Source organism: Salmonella sp. SA14318, assembly GCF_029866905.1.
GTDB lineage: Bacteria > Pseudomonadota > Gammaproteobacteria > Enterobacterales > Enterobacteriaceae > Salmonella > Salmonella enterica.
Genome location: NZ_CP123282.1, coordinates 4,165,403 through 4,183,464 on the forward strand (window position 1 = coordinate 4,165,403; position 18,062 = coordinate 4,183,464).

The following is an 18,062-nucleotide window of genomic DNA, read 5'->3' on the forward strand; positions in this document are numbered from 1 at the left end:
CATCTACAATTGCGTGTATCATAGATGTTTTGCCCACTATGGGCGACCAGGAGCCAGTACGATTGAGCAAAAATAAACTCTCCAAAGGCCAGCAGCGCCGTGTGAACGCCAATCACCAGCGTCGTTTAAAAACGTCCGCGGAGAAAGCCGACTACGATGACAACCTGTTTGGCGAGCCTGCAGAAGGTATCGTCATTAGCCGTTTTGGTATGCATGCCGATGTGGAGTCTGCTGACGGCGAGGTTCACCGTTGCAATATCCGCCGCACTATCCGTTCGCTGGTGACGGGCGATCGCGTCGTCTGGCGTCCGGGCAAAGCCGCCGCAGAGGGCGTCAACGTAAAAGGCATCGTTGAAGCGGTGCATGAGCGCACCTCGGTATTGACGCGCCCGGACTTCTACGACGGCGTGAAGCCTATTGCCGCCAACATTGACCAAATCGTTATCGTCTCCGCGATTTTGCCGGAGCTGTCGCTGAATATCATCGATCGCTACCTGGTCGGCTGTGAAACCCTACAGGTTGAGCCGCTTATCGTACTCAATAAAATTGATCTGCTGGACGACGAAGGTATGGACTTCGTTAATGAGCAGATGGATATCTACCGCAATATCGGCTATCGCGTGCTGATGGTCTCCAGCCATACGCAGGATGGTCTGAAACCGCTGGAAGAGGCGTTAACCGGTCGTATCAGTATTTTTGCCGGGCAGTCCGGCGTCGGAAAATCCAGTCTGCTAAACGCTCTGCTCGGCTTACAGAACGAGATTCTGACGAACGATGTGTCGAATGTCTCCGGTCTGGGTCAACATACCACTACCGCTGCTCGTCTGTATCATTTCCCGCATGGCGGCGATGTCATTGATTCCCCCGGCGTGCGCGAGTTCGGCTTATGGCATCTGGAGCCGGAACAAATCACCCAGGGCTTTGTCGAATTTCATGACTATTTGGGACATTGCAAATACCGGGACTGCAAGCATGACGCCGATCCAGGCTGCGCCATTCGCGAAGCGGTAGAGAACGGCGCTATTGCGGAAACCCGTTTCGAAAATTATCACCGAATTCTTGAAAGTATGGCGCAGGTAAAAACGCGTAAAAACTTTTCTGATACGGACGACTGACAGATACGCTAGGCGTCGTTAGAATCGTCCCCTTTTTTCAGGATACCGGTATAACTGCCGGTTCAGGAACAACAATGGCCTGGAGGCTACCTTGTTAAACTCATTTAAACTTTCGCTACAATACATTCTGCCGAAACTATGGCTCACTCGCCTGGCGGGCTGGGGCGCAAGCAAACGAGCAGGATGGCTGACAAAACTGGTTATCGATCTCTTCGTAAAGTATTACAAAGTCGATATGACTGAGGCGCAAAAACCGGATACCGCCAGCTATCGTACGTTCAATGATTTCTTTGTTCGTCCGCTGCGTGATGACGTGCGTCCGCTCAATACCGATCCTAACATCCTGGTGATGCCTGCCGACGGCGTGATAAGCCAGTTGGGTCGTATCGAAGAAGATAAAATTTTGCAGGCCAAAGGCCATCATTACAGCCTTGAAGCGTTGCTGGCGGGTAACTACCTGATGGCGGATAAGTTCCGCAACGGCACGTTTGTGACCACTTACCTCTCCCCTCGCGACTACCATCGCGTGCATATGCCATGCAACGGCATCCTGCGCGAAATGATCTACGTACCGGGCGATCTGTTCTCTGTTAACCATCTGACCGCGCAAAACGTCCCCAACCTGTTTGCCCGCAACGAGCGCGTTATCTGTCTGTTTGATACCGAGTTCGGCCCTATGGCGCAGATTCTGGTCGGCGCAACTATTGTCGGCAGTATCGAAACTGTCTGGGCGGGGACCATTACCCCGCCGCGCGAAGGCATCATCAAGCGCTGGACCTGGCCAGAAGGCGAACATGAAGGGTCTGTCGCCTTGTTGAAAGGCCAGGAGATGGGGCGCTTTAAACTGGGTTCCACGGTCATCAACTTATTTGCGCCGGGGAAAGTGAATCTGATCGCGTCGCTGGCAAGCCTGTCCGTTACCAAAATTGGCCAACCGCTGGCGACGTCGACCGAAACATTCGTCGCGCCGGAGGTGGAACCTGCTCCGCTGCCGGCAGAAGAAATTAAAGCTGAACACGACGCCAGCCCGCTGGTTGACAATAAAAAAGACGACACCTAATCAAGAGAGAATGCTGACGTGCGCCTGATTATCGCTTTTCTGATGGCCTGGTGCCTCAGCACGGGGGCGTTCGCCGCAACGGCCCCCGACGCCAAACAAATCACGCAGGAACTGGAGCAGGCAAAAGCGGCGAAGCCCGCTCAGCCGGAAGCCGTTGAGGCGCTCCAGACTGCGTTAAACGCGCTTGAAGAGCGAAAAGGCTCGCTTGAGCGCGCGAAACAATATCAACACGTTATTGATAATTTCCCTAAGCTATCCGCCACCTTGCGCGCCCAGTTGAATAATCTGCGCGAGGAACCTCGCAGCGTACCGCCAGAGATGTCCACCGAAGCGTTAAATCAGGAGATCTTGCAGGTTAGCAGCCAGCTACTGGATAAAACCCGCGAGGCGCAACAGGAGCAGGAGCGCGTCAGGGAGATCGCCGACTCGCTCAGCCAGCTTCCCCAACAGCAAAACGACGCCCGCCGCCAGCTTAATGAGATTGAGCGACGGCTCGGCGCCGCAGGCGGAAGTGCCGCGCTTAGCCAGGCGCAAAGTCTCAGTATGCAGGCGGAGTCCGCCAAACTAAAAGCGTTAGTCGACGAACTGGAGTTGGCGCAACTGTCCGCCAACAACCGGCAGGAACTGGCTCGTCTGCGTTCCGAGCTGGCGGAAAAACAGAGTCAGCAATTGGATGCGTATCTTCAGGCGCTGCGCAATCAGCTCAATAGCCTGCGCCAACGTGAAGCGGAACGCGCGCTGGAAAGCACTGAGCTGCTGGCGGAAAACAGCGCAGGTTTGCCGGAAGGCATCGTCGAACAATTTAAAGTCAACCGCGAGCTGTCACAGGCGCTCAATCAACAAGCGCAGCGGATGGATCTGGTCGCCTCGCAGCAGCGACAGGCCACCAGCCAAACGTTACAGGTGCGCCAGGCGCTCAATACGCTGCGGGAGCAGTCGCAATGGCTTGGCGTGTCCAACATGCTTGGCGAAGCGCTGCGCGCGCAGGTCGCCCGTCTGCCAGAGATGCCTAAGCCGCAGCAGCTTGATACGGAAATGGCGCAGCTACGCGTCCACCGTATGCGCTATGAAGAGTTACTCAATAAGCAGCCGCAGCTACGGCAAATACGTCAGGCCAATGGACAGCCGCTGACCGCCGAGCAAAACCAGATTCTTGACGCCCAGCTTCGCACTCAGCGCGAGCTGCTCAACTCGTTGTTACAGGGCGGCGATACGCTGATCCTGGAGCTGACCAAACTGAAAGTCTCCAACAGCCAACTGGAGGATGCGCTTAAAGAGGTTAATGAAGCGACCCACCGTTATCTGTTCTGGACCGCTGACGTTAGCCCGCTATCGCTCTCCTGGCCTGTTGATTTGGTTCAGGATTTACGTCGGCTTATCTCATTAGATACGTTTAATCAGTTAGGTAAAGCCAGCATCATGATGCTGACCAGCAAAGAGACGCTACTGCCGTTATTCGGCGCGCTGGCGCTGGTCGGGTTTAGCCTCTATTCACGTCAACACTTCAACCGGTTCCTTGAGCGCTCGGCCTCGCGCGTCGGGAAAGTCACTCAGGATCACTTCTCGCTGACGCTGCGAACGGTGTTCTGGTCGATTCTGGTCGCCTCGCCGCTGCCGGTCTTGTGGGCGACGCTCGGCTATGGTCTACAGGAAGCCTGGCCGTATCCGCTGGCCGTCGCCATCGGCGATGGCGTGACGGCGACAGTACCGCTGTTGTGGGTAGTCATGATTTGCGCCGCGTTTGCCCGCCCTAATGGCCTGTTTGTGGCGCATTTCGGCTGGCCGCGAAACCGGGTAGCGAAAGCGATGCGCTACTACCTGATGAGCATTGGGCTGATCGTGCCGCTCATTATGGCAGTGATCATGTTTGATAATCTTAACGATCGGGAGTTTTCCGGCTCGTTGGGCCGCCTTTGCTTCATCCTGATATGCGGCGCGCTGGCGCTGGTCACGCTGAGTCTGAAAAAAGCGGGCATCCCGCTCTATCTTGATAAAGAAGGCAACGGCGACAACATGGTCAACAGCCTGCTGTGGAATATGCTGATGGGCGCGCCGCTTATCGCGATTCTGGCGGCGGCGGTGGGTTATCTGGCCACGGCGCAGGCGCTACTGGCGAGACTGGAAACCTCGGTCGCCATCTGGTTCCTGTTGCTGGTCATCTATCACGTCATTCGCCGCTGGATGCTGATCCAACGACGCCGACTGGCTTTTGACCGCGCCAAACATCGTCGGGCGGAAATGCTGGCGCAGCGCGCGCGCGGCGAAGAAGAACCGGCGCACTCCTCCAGCCTGGAAGGCGCGGTCGACATCGATGAAAGTGAAATCGATCTTGACGCTATTAGCGCTCAGTCGCTGCGTCTGGTCCGCTCAATTCTGATGCTTATCGCCCTGCTATCGGTAATTGTACTGTGGTCGGAAATCCACTCGGCATTCGGCTTCCTGGAGAATATTTCGCTGTGGGATGTCACCTCTACGGTGCAAGGCGTGGAAAGCCTGGAGCCGATTACCCTCGGGGCGGTGCTCATTGCGATTCTGGTCTTTATCATCACCACGCAGTTGGTGCGTAATCTGCCTGCGCTGCTGGAACTGGCGTTATTACAGCATCTCGATTTAACGCCTGGTACCGGTTACGCCATTACGACCATCACCAAATATCTGTTAATGCTGATTGGCGGACTGGTCGGTTTCTCAATGATCGGCATTGAGTGGTCGAAGCTACAATGGCTGGTTGCCGCGCTCGGCGTTGGGCTTGGTTTTGGCCTGCAAGAAATTTTCGCTAACTTTATCTCCGGCCTGATTATTTTGTTTGAAAAGCCGATTCGTATCGGCGATACGGTGACCATTCGCGATCTCACCGGCAGCGTGACCAAAATCAATACCCGCGCCACCACCATCAGCGACTGGGATCGTAAAGAGATTATCGTGCCGAATAAAGCCTTTATCACCGAACAGTTTATCAACTGGTCGCTGTCTGACTCCGTTACGCGCGTGGTGTTAACCATCCCGGCGCCAGCGGATGCCAATAGCGAAGAGGTGACGCAAATTCTGCTGACGGCGGCGCAGCGCTGTTCTTTGGTGCTGGATAACCCGCCGCCTGAAATCTTTCTGGTGGATCTCCAGCAGGGTATTCAGATTTTCGAACTGCGTATCTATGCCGCGGAAATGGGACACCGTATGCCATTACGCCATGAGATCCACCAATTGATTCTGGCGGGCTTCCGCGAGCACGGTATTGATATGCCGTTCCCACCGTTCCAGATGCGTCTGGAGAGTCTCGGCGGTAAACAAACGGGGAGAACGTTAACGTCAGCGGGTAAAACCAGCCGCCCGGCGGGGAGTTTGTAGCGCATGATCCAGGCAAGAAATGCCGGATGCGACCCGTCGGGTCTTATCCGGCCTACGGGCCGGCAATTAACCTGTAGGCCCGATAAGCTTGCGCCATCGGGCATTTCATCGCAGCTCACAGACATTTTCGGACTTATTATGCGTCCAGATCGGCAACAGGCAGGTTAATTTCGCTATAGCGCATTCGGAATAAATCGCCGTAACCCACCAGTTCTCCGCGAAATACGAGGCATCTTATAACATACGCGCAATAAATATCCGACACATGTTTCCACTTATCCTCATCGCGATCCCTTAACGTGCCAATAGTCATTCCTACTACCATCGCAACCTTTCGACGTGCAACATGAACGGAAGAAAGAATAACCTTTTCTATTTCAAGGATATCTTCCGGAGTAAAATTGAGTGCCCTAACCTCATCTTCCGTGATAATCGGGTCTCTCGAACTATCATTCATAACGTTCTCCATCGGGCAATAAACGCCGGATACGCCCCGTCGGGTCTTATCCGGCCTACGGCCTTTACTCCGCCGCCCACTCCGGATCAGCGCTCATGCGGCTGCTGTAATTCTGATAAATCGCCATCGCCAGCAGCGAGAAGAAGATCGGCCCACCGATCATCCACAAGGCGCTGTCCCAATCCCCAGCTTCAATCACCGGCTGGATGATGGTAAAGACGTTGGCAAACGTCACCACCAGCACCACAACACCCGTCGCGACCAGGGTAGAGGCTTTGGTTTTAAAGAGAACAAATGGCCGCTCCAGATCCTGACGCGCTTTAAAGAAGGGAAATGCCAGCGCAAGGAACAGGTATGGCAAGGTCATTGAGACGTTCGCCATCAGCGTGAGTTTGTTATAAAACGCCGATGCAGTGTCACCGCCAAAAGAGACCAGCAAAATAAACAGACTCACCAGCACGCACTGTAGCCACATAGCGGTCGCCGGCATACCGTTAGCGTTCAGTGTCGTCATCGGCGCGGGCCACAACGCTTTTGGCGTCCCCTGAATAATGGCTTTCAGCGGTGAATAGCTCAACGTAAAAAACGCGCCGGTATAAGCCAGAAACATAGAAAGGCCGGTGATACGCGCAAACCAGACGCCCACCGTCATCGCTGCGTCCGGAGAAAGGTTTAACGCGTTACCTAATGTCGTGCCTAAACTCGACATCAAAATGTAGGTGATATTCCCTAAGTTAACGGCGCTATTACTTAATATCTGTTGCCAGTTAGTGCTGACGCCCCATAAAAAGATCGCCAAAGAATAACCAATTGAAATCACAATGGCCGCGAAAACAATACCTTTCGCAAAATTCTTTTCCGGTTTCTCGGTTTTATCCACCAGTCCGCCGACAGCCTCAATACCGCCGTAAGCAAAAATAGCAAATACCACAAATGACAACATTGCCAGGCCGGAGTGATAACCCGGATTCGGTGACGAGGTAAAATTAATTTCTTGTGCAAAATGCCCACCATTTAATAACAAAATAGCGACACTCACTAACAATAAAACTAAATTAAGACACATTACGGCAATACCTCCGACCGCCGTAATTCGCGCAATTTTATTGATCCCTCTGGCGGCGACACACGTCACCAGAATCATCCAGCCAACGGCGAGCAGCCCGACAACCTGCGTAGGCTCAAGCCCCGCAATACGCCAGTGCTGCGTCATATCGGCGCCAAAAACAAAAGTAGAAAACGGTACCCAAATTTTTGCCGCCGTACTTACCATCCATATGACATACGATGAAAACCACATAAACGTGCCGATAAACGCGTAACGTGGCCCCACGCTATTATTCATCCACGAATAGATCCCGCCCTCTTCTTTGCGATAAGCGGAACCCATTTCAGCCATCATTAAGGCGAATGGTATAAAAAACAGCAAGGCAGAAAATATATACCACGGGATTGCGCTATACCCCATTAAATAAAACGCCGACGGGCTATTCGCAAAACCAAAAACAGAAGTAAAAATCATCAGGATAAGCCCAATAAGGCTCATCTTTTTTATCGTGTGGGTCATTCAACCATCCCTTACGCTTGAGCGCGTTTGCCAGACGCCGCTCACCGATTGACGCCGCCTTCTTTTTTACAAAGGTCAGCGATAAAAAAATCAACACAGGATTGATACCTAAATGGCATCAAAGTTCCAGCCTTATGTTGTGGCAAACAGAGGATAATTGAAAAAATATGCTACAAAATGGCGCTTATTGCGCCATTTTATCTCGCGGAAGAGTGAATTTCAGATTTACGCCCGATCGACCGTAAAAGCAATCACGTCCGCCAGGCTTTCTGCTCCCAGCGCCAGCATCACCAGACGATCAACACCCAGCGCCACGCCGGAACAATCCGGTAGACCGGCGGCCAGCGCATCCAGTAGATTTTGGTCAATCGGCTGCTGCGGCAGACCGCGAGCGGCGCGCTTACGATTGTCCTGTTCAAAGCGCTGTTGTTGCTCACGTGCGTCCGTCAGTTCGTGGAAACCATTCGCCAGCTCAATACCTTTGTAGTACACCTCAAAGCGCTCGGCGACGCGATGATCCTCGGTACTGATTTGTGCCAGCGATGCCTGACTTGCCGGAAAGTGATAAATAAAGGTCGGCTTTTCTTTACCTATATACGGCTCAACCCCCATCGTGAACAACAGTTGCAGCAACGTATCACGGTCTTCTTCCGTATCGGCGATATTGCTTAAATCAAGCTTTGCCGCCGCCTCACGCAGCAGCGTTTTATCTGCTGATAACGGGTCAATCTCCAGATGGCGCTGAAACGCCTGTTGATAGGAGAGACTTTCCGCGGGTTGACAATCCAGCACTTGCTGAAGCAAATCATCCACTTCATTCATCAGGCGGTACATATCGTAATGCGGGCGATACCACTCCAGCATAGTGAATTCCGGATTATGATGTCGTCCCATCTCTTCATTACGGAAACTGCGGCATAGCTGGAAAACCGGACCGCACCCTGCCGCCAGCAGGCGTTTCATATGGTATTCCGGACTGGTCATTAAATAGAGGTTCATCCCCTGGGAATGGCCAGGTCCGACGAAACGCGTTTCGAACGGGAACAGATGAATGTCTGTGACCGTCGCCTGACTCATGCAGGGCGTCTCAACCTCAAGCACTCCACGATCGGCAAAGAAACGACGGATTTCCGCCATAATCGCCGCACGTTTTAATAAATTGGGGATGGACGCGCTCGGCTGCCAGGTTGCCGTTTCGCTCATGATTCTTTCTCCAGTTTAAGACAGGGTCACGAAGTCTACTCGCAACGCGCGGGCGAAACAAATTTTGCGCAGGCGTATCGGGCGCCTTCTGGAGGGTAAAAAAAGTGATTTCAGATGGTTTAGTAATTAAATTAATCAAAATCAATGATAATTCATCCCTCTGATACGCTAAAAAAATCGAACACGTCAAATTTCCCTCACATCCCTGAGACTATACTGTTGTACCCATAAAGGAGCAGTGGAAACGCATTCATACTTCGCAGAACCCAGAGGCTTTATCTGGCTGCGCGAGGGTGAAATTACAATAATCTGGAGGAATGTCGTGCAAACCTTTCAAGCCGATCTTGCCATTATAGGCGCCGGTGGCGCGGGATTACGTGCTGCAATTGCTGCCGCACAGGCGAATCCCAATGCTAAAATCGCACTGATCTCAAAAGTGTACCCGATGCGCAGCCACACCGTCGCTGCCGAAGGGGGTTCAGCCGCTGTCGCCCAGGATCATGACAGCTTTGACTACCATTTTCACGATACGGTAGCAGGCGGAGACTGGCTGTGTGAGCAGGATGTCGTGGATTACTTTGTCCACCATTGTCCCACTGAGATGACGCAGCTGGAGCAATGGGGCTGCCCGTGGAGCCGCCGTCCGGACGGTAGCGTTAACGTGCGTCGCTTCGGTGGTATGAAAATCGAGCGTACCTGGTTCGCCGCGGATAAAACCGGCTTCCATATGCTGCATACCCTGTTCCAGACTTCCCTGCAGTTCCCACAAATCCAGCGCTTTGACGAACATTTCGTGCTGGATATTCTGGTTGATGACAACCATGCGCGCGGCCTGGTGGCAATGAACATGATGGAAGGCACGCTGGTGCAAATCCGCGCCAACGCCGTGGTCATGGCGACAGGCGGCGCAGGCCGCGTATACCGCTATAACACCAACGGCGGCATCGTCACCGGCGACGGGATGGGCATGGCGCTGAGCCACGGCGTTCCGCTGCGTGATATGGAATTCGTTCAGTATCACCCGACCGGCCTGCCAGGTTCCGGTATCCTGATGACCGAAGGTTGCCGCGGCGAAGGCGGTATTCTGGTCAATAAAAATGGCTACCGTTACCTGCAAGACTACGGCATGGGCCCCGAAACGCCGCTGGGCGAGCCGAAAAACAAATATATGGAACTGGGGCCACGCGACAAAGTATCCCAGGCTTTCTGGCACGAATGGCGTAAAGGCAACACCATCTCCACGCCGCGCGGCGATGTGGTTCACCTCGACCTGCGTCATCTCGGCGAGAAGAAACTGCATGAACGTCTGCCGTTCATTTGCGAACTGGCGAAAGCCTATGTCGGCGTCGATCCGGTTAAAGAACCGATTCCAGTACGTCCGACCGCGCACTACACCATGGGCGGCATTGAAACCGACCAGAACTGTGAAAGCCGTGTCAAAGGGCTGTTTGCCGTTGGCGAATGCTCCTCTGTTGGCCTGCATGGCGCGAACCGCCTCGGTTCCAACTCGCTGGCGGAACTGGTGGTGTTTGGTCGTCTGGCTGGCGAACAAGCAATGGAACGCGCTGCTACGGCAGGCGCCGCAAATAGCGCCGCGCTCGACGCCCAGGTTGCCGATATTGAACAGCGTCTGAAAAATCTGGTGAACCAGGAAGGCAACGAAAACTGGTCGAAGATCCGCGATGAGATGGGTCTGTCTATGGAAGAAGGTTGCGGTATTTACCGTACCCCGGAACTGATGCAGAAAACCGTTGATAAACTGGCCGAGCTTCAGGAACGTTTCAAGCGCGTACGTATCTCCGATACTTCCAGCGTGTTCAACACTGACCTGCTGTATACCATCGAACTGGGTCATGGTCTGAACGTGGCGGAATGTATGGCGCACTCTGCGCTGGCGCGTAAAGAGTCCCGCGGCGCGCATCAGCGTCTGGATGAAGGCTGTACCGAGCGCGACGATGTGAACTTCCTCAAGCACACCCTCGCCTTCCGCGATGCTGATGGCACGACCCGTCTGGAATACAGCGACGTGAAAATCACCACCCTGCCGCCAGCCAAACGTGTTTACGGCGGTGAAGCGGAAGCAGCCGATAAGAAGGAGAAGGCGAATGGCTGAGATGAAAAACCTGAAAGTTGAGGTGGTGCGCTATAACCCGGAAACCGATACCGCGCCGCACAGTGCTTTCTATGAAGTTCCTTATGATGAAACAACATCGCTACTGGACGCGTTGGGCTACATCAAAGATAACCTGTCGCCAGACCTGAGCTACCGCTGGTCCTGCCGTATGGCGATCTGCGGCTCTTGCGGCATGATGGTCAACAACGTCCCTAAACTGGCGTGTAAAACCTTCCTGCGCGATTACACCAACGGTATGAAGGTGGAAGCGCTGGCGAACTTCCCGATTGAACGCGATCTGGTTGTCGATATGACGCACTTTATCGAAAGCCTGGAAGCGATCAAACCGTACATTATTGGCAACTCTCGCACGCCAGATCAGGGGCCGAATGTCCAGACCCCGGCGCAAATGGCGAAGTATCACCAGTTCTCCGGTTGCATCAACTGTGGTCTGTGCTACGCCGCGTGCCCGCAGTTCGGTCTGAATCCTGAGTTTATCGGACCGGCTGCGATTACGCTGGCGCATCGCTATAACGAAGATAGCCGCGATCACGGTAAGAAGGAGCGTATGGCGCAGTTGAACAGTCCGAACGGCGTATGGACCTGTACTTTCGTGGGCTACTGCTCCGAAGTCTGTCCAAAACATGTCGATCCGGCTGCGGCCATTCAGCAGGGTAAAGTGGAAAGCTCGAAAGACTTTCTTATCGCCACCCTGAAACCACGCTAAGGAGTGCAACATGACGACTAAACGCAAACCCTATGTGCGGCCGATGACGTCCACCTGGTGGAAAAAACTGCCGTTTTATCGCTTTTATATGCTGCGCGAAGGCACAGCGGTGCCGGCAGTCTGGTTCAGTATTGAACTGATTTTCGGTCTGTTTGCGCTCAAACACGGCGCGGAATCCTGGATGGGATTCGTCGGCTTTTTACAAAACCCGGTGGTAGTGATCTTAAACCTGATCACCCTGGCGGCCGCGCTGCTGCACACCAAAACCTGGTTTGAACTGGCGCCGAAGGCGGCCAATATCATTGTAAAAGACGAAAAAATGGGGCCAGAGCCAATCATCAAAGGGCTTTGGGTGGTCACTGCGGTAGTCACCGTAGTCATTCTGTATGTTGCCCTGTTCTGGTAAGGAGTCCCGGATGATTAATCCAAACCCAAAACGTTCTGATGAACCCGTATTCTGGGGACTGTTTGGCGCAGGCGGTATGTGGGGCGCGATCATCGCGCCGGTGATCGTGCTACTGGTTGGCATCATGCTGCCGCTGGGGCTATTTCCGGGCGATGCCCTGAGTTTTGAGCGCGTACTGACGTTCGCCCAAAGCTTTATTGGTCGCGTTTTTCTGTTCCTGATGATCGTGCTGCCGCTATGGTGTGGCCTACACCGTATGCACCACGCGATGCATGACCTGAAAATCCACGTGCCTGCGGGCAAATGGGTCTTCTACGGTCTGGCGGCAATCCTGACCGTTGTGACGGCGATTGGCGTTATCACTCTCTAAGTTGCCACAACGCCCTCTTATCTACCCGATAAGAGGGCGTTTTTTCTTTTCCTGCCTCTCATTTTCCCGCCAGGTTCTACACTTAGAAAAAACACTGGAAGGAAAATTTTATGCGCATTCTGCCCGTCGTTGCTGCAGTTACGGCTGCATTTCTGGTTGTCGCCTGTAGTTCGCCTACTCCGCCTAAAGGCGTTACCGTGGTAAATAACTTTGATGCCAAACGTTACCTCGGCACCTGGTATGAGATCGCACGCCTCGATCATCGATTTGAACGTGGGCTGGAACAAGTCACGGCCACCTATAGCCTGCGTGACGATGGCGGGATTAATGTCATCAATAAAGGCTATAACCCGGAGCGGGGAATGTGGCAAAAAACAGAAGGCAAAGCGTATTTTACCGGTAGTCCAAACCGCGCCGCGCTCAAGGTCTCTTTTTTCGGCCCGTTCTACGGCGGCTATAACGTGATTGCGCTTGACCGGGAATACCGTCATGCGCTGGTGTGCGGCCCGGATCGCGACTATCTGTGGATACTCTCTCGCACGCCAACGCTTTCTGAGGAAATAAAACAGCAAATGCTGGCCGTCGCGACCCGGGAGGGGTTTGACGTCAATAAATTAATTTGGGTAAAACAATCAGGTTCGTAGCAATATCAGCGACGAATTAATGCGCACTGAGTTTTAGCCCAATGATACCCGCGACGATCAAGCCAAGACTGAGCAAACGCGCCGGTGAGGCAGACTCGCCCAGCAGAAGGATACCGGTGATTGCCGCCCCGACGGCGCCGATGCCGGTCCAGATGGCGTACGCCGTTCCAACGGGCAGCGTTTTCATTGCCCAGGAAAGTAACGCCATACTGATAACCATGGCCGTAATGGTGATAATACTGGGGGTCAGACGAGAAAAACCGTGGGTATACTTCAGGCCGACAGCCCATACCACTTCAAGTAAACCAGCGATTAATAGAATGATCCAGGACATAGCAGGCTCCAGATAATTAATGGGGCCGTCCCCGGTGAGAATAGCGTTTACAGGTCGTCCTGTAACGTATACGGATGAAAAGCCATTCTTGCCTGAGAGAAAATGAATTTCAACCTTTTTATTTTTTTCCGTCTAAAGGCGGGAATTGGCCCTTTTAAGCCGCGTAGTTTTCGCATTTAGCGCCCACAGGAGTTCTCTATGATGGAACGCCTTCTGGGAAAGAAAGTGCTTTATCTACTTCCGGGTGCAAAAAACTATGTTGAAAATTTTAGTGATAGACCGATGCCACTTTACCCGTACGGGCATGGAGGCCTGGCTTAATCACACTGATGTGCTCAGTTCTTCACTGCTGGTATCCGGGATGAATAACCTTATACTGGCGAAAGAACATATTCTGCAATGGAAGCCCCATCTGGTTATCGCTGATTTATATGGTTTTCTCAATGATGCCTTACCCGAGCAGCCTATCAATGCATTTTTTGCCGCCTGCAGGATGACGCCGTTGGTATTATTACAGTCAGGGAATATGCCGTACAGACCGCAATATGCCAGTCATGCGGTGTTATCTAAACACACGCCTTTACATGAGCTTGCACAACGAATTAAAGGAGCGCTATATACTCATCCACTGCAGGAAGCGCCGGAAAGCGCCACGCCATTGCTCTCTCCGCAGGAGGAAAAAGTGCTCGCGATGTGGACGGAAGGCACCAGCAATAAAGAGATTGCGTATGCGCTTGGCATTCACGGGAAAACGGTTTACACCTATAAACGTAATATCCGTATGAAACTTCATATGGATAACCGGTATTCTCCCTTTCTTATGCTTCCGGAGAAAATCGATTAACGGTACGACGCCATGCCGTACCGTTGATGATTACTGCTGAGCTCTGGTTGCAGCGCCAGAGATCGCACTACCACCGTCCGAGATGTCCTCGCCCACGCCGCGCGTGGTATTACAAGCAGTTAATACAGTGGAAAGTACCAAAACAGAAAAGATCGCTGCAATTGTCTTTTTAACCATAATGTCTTCCTTTTCTAGCCAATGTTGTTTGTGTATAGCAACTTAATAATAGACAACATCCCAGAAAATGACGGGCGATCGACTAATTTTAGGAAGACGAGAAGCGATTAGCTGGCTGCGCGGGAGATGGCGTGGCCAAGATGCTGAATATCTTCGCCGAAGCCGCGGGCGGTATTACATGCCGTTAATAATGTGCCGGTAAGAAGAACCAGCGCGACAAGACCGATAAAGCGTTTCATCATTGAGGCGCGAAAAATAGGATGGCGCAGCATACGCTGCACCATTTTTCCCGATAACGTAAATTATTTTACGCGGGATACGTATTCGCCGGAACGGGTATCGACTTTGATCACTTCGCCAATCTGCACGAACAGCGGAACTTTAACCACTGCGCCAGTAGACAGCGTGGCTGGTTTGCCGCCAGTACCTGCGGTATCGCCCTTCAGACCTGGGTCGGTATCAACAATTTCCAGCTCAACAAAGTTCGGCGGAGTGACAGAGATAGGCTGACCGTTCCACAGGGTTACGATGCATTCTGCCTGATCCAACAGCCATTTTGCGTTGTCGCCGATAGCCTTGGCATCTGCAGACAGCTGCTCGAAGGTTTCGTTGTTCATGAAATGCCAGAACTCACCGTCGTTGTACAGGTAAGTCAGGTTCATATCGACTACATCCGCGCCTTCAGCGGAATCGGTCGATTTGAAGGTTTTCTCAACGCGCGTGCCGGTCAGCAGACGGCGCAGCTTAACGCGGGCAAACGCCTGGCCTTTACCCGGTTTCACGAATTCACTGGATTCAACCGCATAAGGTTCGCCATCCAACATGATTTTAAGACCGGAACGAAAATCGTTGCTATAGTAAGTCGCCATAAGGCCCTCTGAAATTGTTAACTGGTAGCTAAGCCACAAAATGGCGCATATTGTAACCCTAAATACCCCATTGCGAGAAGATTGGTTAGCGCAACTTGCCGATGTTGTGACCAATCCCGACGAACTGCTGCATCTTTTACAGATTGAAGCTGATGAAAACCTCCGGGCAGGACAGGACGCCAGGCGCTTGTTTGCCCTCCGCGTGCCGCGCGCTTTTATTGCGCGCATGGAGAAGGGCAACCCTGACGATCCTCTTTTACGTCAAGTGCTGACGTCCCGGGATGAATTTATTGTCGCCCCCGGTTTCTCCACCGACCCGCTGGAAGAGCAACACAGCGTGGTGCCAGGATTATTGCATAAATACCAAAACCGGGCGCTATTGCTGGTAAAAGGCGGATGTGCGGTAAATTGCCGCTACTGTTTCCGTCGTCACTTCCCATATGCGGAGAATCAAGGCAATAAGCGCAACTGGACAGTCGCGCTGGAGTATATCGCCGCACACCCGGAACTGGATGAGATCATCTTTTCCGGCGGCGATCCGCTGATGGCGAAAGATCATGAGCTGGACTGGCTGCTCACACAACTGGAAGCCATTAAGCACGTCAAGCGGCTACGCATCCACAGTCGGTTGCCTATCGTCATCCCGGCACGCATTACTGACGAACTGGTTGCCCGCTTTGACCAGTCACGTCTGCAAATTTTGTTGGTGAACCATATCAACCACGCTAATGAAGTGGACGAGGCGTTCTGCCTGGCGATGAAGAAACTGCGCCACGTGGGCGTCACGCTTCTCAACCAGAGCGTCCTGCTGCGTGGCGTGAATGATAACGCGCGAACGCTGGCGAATCTGAGCAACGCGCTATTTGACGCCGGCGTGATGCCCTATTACCTGCATGTGCTGGATAAAGTGCAGGGCGCCGCGCATTTTATGGTCACCGATGACGAATCCCGGCAAATCATGCGCGAACTGCTCACGCTGGTATCCGGCTATATGGTGCCAAGACTGGCGCGTGAAATCGGCGGCGAACCGAGCAAAACACCGCTGGATTTACAGCTTCGGCAGTGCTAATCCTCGCGGGCGCGTCAGGGACGACGAAAAATATTACCGCGCAATATTACGAGGAGACTCCCCCGCGATTCTCCTCACCCTTTGGCGAGGATAAACTAACCTTCGTTAAATACACCTTTCCGGTCCTCTCTTTTCAATAAAGTCCGTTTTAGGACTCGCTTAGCGTGTACTGCATTTTCGAATTATACTGGTTCTCCTTTTTATAGGACGGCATAAACAATTTATATATCAAATACATTGCAGTAAAACATTTAATTATTTTATATTTGTGGAGAATTGACATGGCCTTAACGATTAAGGGACTAAATACCGGCGTTATTCGTCACAATGATAAGTTTATCGCGCTGGCGCTTAAGGTGAAGTCACTGAGAAATAAAGAAACACTGCTTTTCTTTCCTGTGCTCGCGCTGCGAGACTTGTTGATCGGCCTTGAACACCGGCTTTATTTACAACACTCGCTTCCGGAACAAGAGCAGGAAAAACGCCAGAAAGCCAAAAGCAGTCATGTGCTTAAAATGCATGAGAATATTCCGGCAATACTCCGTGAAGAGCTGGAAAACGCCGATGTTAATCAGCGTGTTGAATCTTTAGCGTTGAGCGATAATACAGAAAAAGTATTAACCTTTACGTTAAAGCTGCACAATGGTAGCCATCTTGATTTACAGGTCGGTGAGTGGCAGGTTGAAGTTCTGGTGATGGCTATTATTCACGCCATTAATAATGCCGAAATGCGTGAGCTCGCATTGCGTATTTCTTCAATGCTGGACTTTTTACCATTATACGATGCTGACTGCCTGGAAAACGGTAATATCGAATTCGATACCTATAACCAGCCTGACTGGAAACATAATCTGTATAACCATTATTTAGCGCTCGTTTATCGTTATACGGATGAGGCAGGACAATCGCATGATTGCGGCACCATCATTAAGACCCGTAGTCAGTCAGGCTCTAAAGAAGCTGAAGCAATATCACGCCGCTTGCTGAATTTCAGCCCGCGTCTTAAAAAGCTGGAAGGAAAACCGTGTAAGGTTTTTGTCAGAACGCTTGAAACCGGTAAAGCAGCGCGTCTGACGCAAGATCAATGCATGCGCGCGTTGCATAATCTACGCATGGCATCATCGCAGGAAAAACGCTAACCATATCGCCCTCTGAATCTTTCAGAGGGCGTTACGATTCAGACATATCAATTCGGACATTTATAAACCTGGCCGTTCATCTCGCTGGCCGTCGGGACAAAACTGGACAACATGCCCTGTGACGGACTACTTACGCCATACAGCACGTTTCCACCCATCGCGGCTGCCTGATTACGCAGATCGTTCGCTGCGCCACGCATTGAGCCACCCTCTTCGCCGTGCTGGCCTGAAAACCAGTTACTCTGTTTACCAGTTGCCGTACCAATAAGCTGGCATTCCGCGCCCGGCTTATCTTCGACAAAGCGTACATTTTGGCCGGCAGCGGTGAGTTCGTTGCTGGAGCTACAACCCGCCATCAGCAGCGCGGCGCCAACGATCCCTGCTAAATATTTCACGTGCATGTTATTCCCCATAATCAATGAGCTGGACGTTTTGTCCGTATCTGAATCTTATACTAAAAAGATGACTAAAAGAAAAACCCCCGGTCATTTCTGCCCGGGGGTTTCTCAATTCTGGGAGATAAGCACCCAAATCATTCTGGTTGCAGGAAGGCGGCCAGTTTGTTAATCCCCAGTCACTTACTCAAGTAAGTGACTGGGGTTAGCCAACGCATCTGCAGCCTG

19 protein-coding genes are annotated in these 18,062 nt (G+C 52.4%); 11 read left to right on the forward strand and 8 right to left on the reverse strand.

The genetic code is table 11. The features are described 5' to 3' along the window. Nucleotides 1-62: 62 nt before the first annotated feature. From rsgA to mscM, 3 genes are all read left to right on the forward strand, one after another. Entirely contained in the window at nucleotides 63-1,115 is a 1,053-nt protein-coding gene (rsgA, locus tag QEN32_RS19890) for a small ribosomal subunit biogenesis GTPase RsgA (protein WP_000041945.1), read from the forward strand. 91 nt (nucleotides 1,116-1,206) lie between these two features. After that, nucleotides 1,207-2,175 carry an archaetidylserine decarboxylase gene (gene asd / locus QEN32_RS19895; protein WP_265322049.1) on the forward strand — a complete coding sequence of 323 codons (969 nt, stop codon included), beginning with the start codon at nucleotides 1,207-1,209 and terminating at the stop codon, nucleotides 2,173-2,175. An 18-nt stretch (nucleotides 2,176-2,193) separates the two neighbouring features. Next, the gene (gene mscM, locus QEN32_RS19900) at nucleotides 2,194-5,520 is read left to right on the forward strand and encodes a miniconductance mechanosensitive channel MscM (protein ID WP_255229471.1); all 3,327 of its coding nucleotides are present in this window, start codon (nucleotides 2,194-2,196) and stop codon (nucleotides 5,518-5,520) included. 136 nt (nucleotides 5,521-5,656) lie between these two features. Here the strand turns inward: mscM and QEN32_RS19905 are convergent, their stop codons facing one another. The 3 genes from QEN32_RS19905 to epmA all read right to left on the reverse strand — a co-directional run bounded on the left by QEN32_RS19905 (nucleotide 5,657) and on the right by epmA (nucleotide 8,747). Continuing rightward, on the reverse strand, nucleotides 5,657-5,977 hold the full coding sequence (locus QEN32_RS19905; RefSeq protein WP_001736544.1) for a hypothetical protein: 321 nt from the start codon (nucleotides 5,975-5,977) through the stop codon (nucleotides 5,657-5,659). Between the two features lie 64 nt (nucleotides 5,978-6,041). Continuing rightward, a complete protein-coding gene (gene yjeM, locus QEN32_RS19910) occupies nucleotides 6,042-7,544 on the reverse strand; it encodes a glutamate/gamma-aminobutyrate family transporter YjeM (protein ID WP_000149872.1) in 1,503 nt (500 codons plus the stop codon). 225 nt (nucleotides 7,545-7,769) lie between these two features. Further along, the gene (gene epmA, locus QEN32_RS19915) at nucleotides 7,770-8,747 is read right to left on the reverse strand and encodes an elongation factor P--(R)-beta-lysine ligase (RefSeq protein WP_079954616.1); all 978 of its coding nucleotides are present in this window, start codon (nucleotides 8,745-8,747) and stop codon (nucleotides 7,770-7,772) included. A gap of 322 nt (nucleotides 8,748-9,069) precedes the next feature. Here epmA and frdA point away from each other — a divergent pair, with 322 nt between their 5' ends. The 5 genes from frdA to QEN32_RS19940 all read left to right on the forward strand — a co-directional run bounded on the left by frdA (nucleotide 9,070) and on the right by QEN32_RS19940 (nucleotide 13,007). Beyond that, complete coding sequence (gene frdA, locus QEN32_RS19920; protein ID WP_001192954.1) at nucleotides 9,070-10,860, forward strand: fumarate reductase (quinol) flavoprotein subunit; 1,791 nt, start codon at nucleotides 9,070-9,072, stop codon at nucleotides 10,858-10,860. Next, complete coding sequence (gene frdB / locus QEN32_RS19925; protein WP_000829509.1) at nucleotides 10,853-11,587, forward strand: fumarate reductase iron-sulfur protein; 735 nt, start codon at nucleotides 10,853-10,855, stop codon at nucleotides 11,585-11,587. The genes frdA and frdB overlap by 8 nt, the downstream gene beginning before the upstream one ends. A gap of 10 nt (nucleotides 11,588-11,597) precedes the next feature. After that, nucleotides 11,598-11,993 (forward strand): fumarate reductase subunit FrdC, encoded by a 396-nt coding sequence (frdC, locus tag QEN32_RS19930; RefSeq protein ID WP_000208749.1) that lies wholly within the window; start codon nucleotides 11,598-11,600, stop codon nucleotides 11,991-11,993. A gap of 10 nt (nucleotides 11,994-12,003) precedes the next feature. Further along, nucleotides 12,004-12,363 (forward strand): fumarate reductase subunit FrdD, encoded by a 360-nt coding sequence (frdD, locus tag QEN32_RS19935; protein ID WP_000609650.1) that lies wholly within the window; start codon nucleotides 12,004-12,006, stop codon nucleotides 12,361-12,363. A 110-nt stretch (nucleotides 12,364-12,473) separates the two neighbouring features. After that, complete coding sequence (locus QEN32_RS19940; protein ID WP_001221673.1) at nucleotides 12,474-13,007, forward strand: lipocalin family protein; 534 nt, start codon at nucleotides 12,474-12,476, stop codon at nucleotides 13,005-13,007. A 16-nt stretch (nucleotides 13,008-13,023) separates the two neighbouring features. On the opposite strand, the gene sugE is transcribed toward QEN32_RS19940, so the two are convergent. Continuing rightward, the gene (gene sugE / locus QEN32_RS19945) at nucleotides 13,024-13,341 is read right to left on the reverse strand and encodes a quaternary ammonium compound efflux SMR transporter SugE (RefSeq protein WP_000118469.1); all 318 of its coding nucleotides are present in this window, start codon (nucleotides 13,339-13,341) and stop codon (nucleotides 13,024-13,026) included. Nucleotides 13,342-13,597: 256 nt separating this feature from the next. On the opposite strand from sugE, the gene QEN32_RS19950 reads away from it, so the two are divergent. Next, nucleotides 13,598-14,185, forward strand: a complete 588-nt coding sequence (locus QEN32_RS19950) for a LuxR C-terminal-related transcriptional regulator (protein WP_000912959.1) — start codon at nucleotides 13,598-13,600, stop codon at nucleotides 14,183-14,185. Between the two features lie 30 nt (nucleotides 14,186-14,215). Here the strand turns inward: QEN32_RS19950 and ecnB are convergent, their stop codons facing one another. The 3 genes from ecnB to efp form a co-directional block, all read right to left on the reverse strand. After that, nucleotides 14,216-14,362, reverse strand: coding sequence for a lipoprotein toxin entericidin B (gene ecnB / locus QEN32_RS19955; protein WP_000239598.1), 147 nt, complete (start codon nucleotides 14,360-14,362; stop codon nucleotides 14,216-14,218). A gap of 107 nt (nucleotides 14,363-14,469) precedes the next feature. Further along, the gene (locus QEN32_RS19960) at nucleotides 14,470-14,604 is read right to left on the reverse strand and encodes an entericidin A/B family lipoprotein (RefSeq protein WP_000977686.1); all 135 of its coding nucleotides are present in this window, start codon (nucleotides 14,602-14,604) and stop codon (nucleotides 14,470-14,472) included. A 60-nt stretch (nucleotides 14,605-14,664) separates the two neighbouring features. Next, nucleotides 14,665-15,231 carry an elongation factor P gene (gene efp / locus QEN32_RS19965; protein ID WP_000257282.1) on the reverse strand — a complete coding sequence of 189 codons (567 nt, stop codon included), beginning with the start codon at nucleotides 15,229-15,231 and terminating at the stop codon, nucleotides 14,665-14,667. A 40-nt stretch (nucleotides 15,232-15,271) separates the two neighbouring features. Between efp and epmB the strand changes: the two genes are divergently transcribed. Beyond that, on the forward strand, nucleotides 15,272-16,300 hold the full coding sequence (gene epmB, locus QEN32_RS19970) for an EF-P beta-lysylation protein EpmB (RefSeq protein WP_265322050.1): 1,029 nt from the start codon (nucleotides 15,272-15,274) through the stop codon (nucleotides 16,298-16,300). Between the two features lie 281 nt (nucleotides 16,301-16,581). Continuing rightward, nucleotides 16,582-17,439 carry a YjeJ family protein gene (locus QEN32_RS19975; protein WP_001229226.1) on the forward strand — a complete coding sequence of 286 codons (858 nt, stop codon included), beginning with the start codon at nucleotides 16,582-16,584 and terminating at the stop codon, nucleotides 17,437-17,439. Nucleotides 17,440-17,486: 47 nt separating this feature from the next. Here the strand turns inward: QEN32_RS19975 and QEN32_RS19980 are convergent, their stop codons facing one another. Beyond that, nucleotides 17,487-17,840 carry a DUF4156 domain-containing protein gene (locus QEN32_RS19980; protein WP_000558210.1) on the reverse strand — a complete coding sequence of 118 codons (354 nt, stop codon included), beginning with the start codon at nucleotides 17,838-17,840 and terminating at the stop codon, nucleotides 17,487-17,489. Nucleotides 17,841-18,062: the final 222 nt, after the last annotated feature.

What these genes read in the sequence shown, in the direction of transcription:
- QEN32_RS19905 (WP_001736544.1), bottom strand. Translation starts at nt 5,977, where the DNA reads ATGAATGATAGTTCGAGAGACCCGATTATCACGGAAGATGAGGTTAGG.
- yjeM (WP_000149872.1), bottom strand. Translation starts at nt 7,544, where the DNA reads ATGACCCACACGATAAAAAAGATGAGCCTTATTGGGCTTATCCTGATG.
- epmA (WP_079954616.1), bottom strand. Translation starts at nt 8,747, where the DNA reads ATGAGCGAAACGGCAACCTGGCAGCCGAGCGCGTCCATCCCCAATTTA.
- frdB (WP_000829509.1), top strand. Translation starts at nt 10,853, where the DNA reads ATGGCTGAGATGAAAAACCTGAAAGTTGAGGTGGTGCGCTATAACCCG.
- frdC (WP_000208749.1), top strand. Translation starts at nt 11,598, where the DNA reads ATGACGACTAAACGCAAACCCTATGTGCGGCCGATGACGTCCACCTGG.
- frdD (WP_000609650.1), top strand. Translation starts at nt 12,004, where the DNA reads ATGATTAATCCAAACCCAAAACGTTCTGATGAACCCGTATTCTGGGGA.
- QEN32_RS19940 (WP_001221673.1), top strand. Translation starts at nt 12,474, where the DNA reads ATGCGCATTCTGCCCGTCGTTGCTGCAGTTACGGCTGCATTTCTGGTT.
- sugE (WP_000118469.1), bottom strand. Translation starts at nt 13,341, where the DNA reads ATGTCCTGGATCATTCTATTAATCGCTGGTTTACTTGAAGTGGTATGG.
- QEN32_RS19950 (WP_000912959.1), top strand. Translation starts at nt 13,598, where the DNA reads ATGTTGAAAATTTTAGTGATAGACCGATGCCACTTTACCCGTACGGGC.
- ecnB (WP_000239598.1), bottom strand. Translation starts at nt 14,362, where the DNA reads ATGGTTAAAAAGACAATTGCAGCGATCTTTTCTGTTTTGGTACTTTCC.
- QEN32_RS19960 (WP_000977686.1), bottom strand. Translation starts at nt 14,604, where the DNA reads ATGATGAAACGCTTTATCGGTCTTGTCGCGCTGGTTCTTCTTACCGGC.
- efp (WP_000257282.1), bottom strand. Translation starts at nt 15,231, where the DNA reads ATGGCGACTTACTATAGCAACGATTTTCGTTCCGGTCTTAAAATCATG.
- epmB (WP_265322050.1), top strand. Translation starts at nt 15,272, where the DNA reads ATGGCGCATATTGTAACCCTAAATACCCCATTGCGAGAAGATTGGTTA.
- QEN32_RS19975 (WP_001229226.1), top strand. Translation starts at nt 16,582, where the DNA reads ATGGCCTTAACGATTAAGGGACTAAATACCGGCGTTATTCGTCACAAT.
- QEN32_RS19980 (WP_000558210.1), bottom strand. Translation starts at nt 17,840, where the DNA reads ATGCACGTGAAATATTTAGCAGGGATCGTTGGCGCCGCGCTGCTGATG.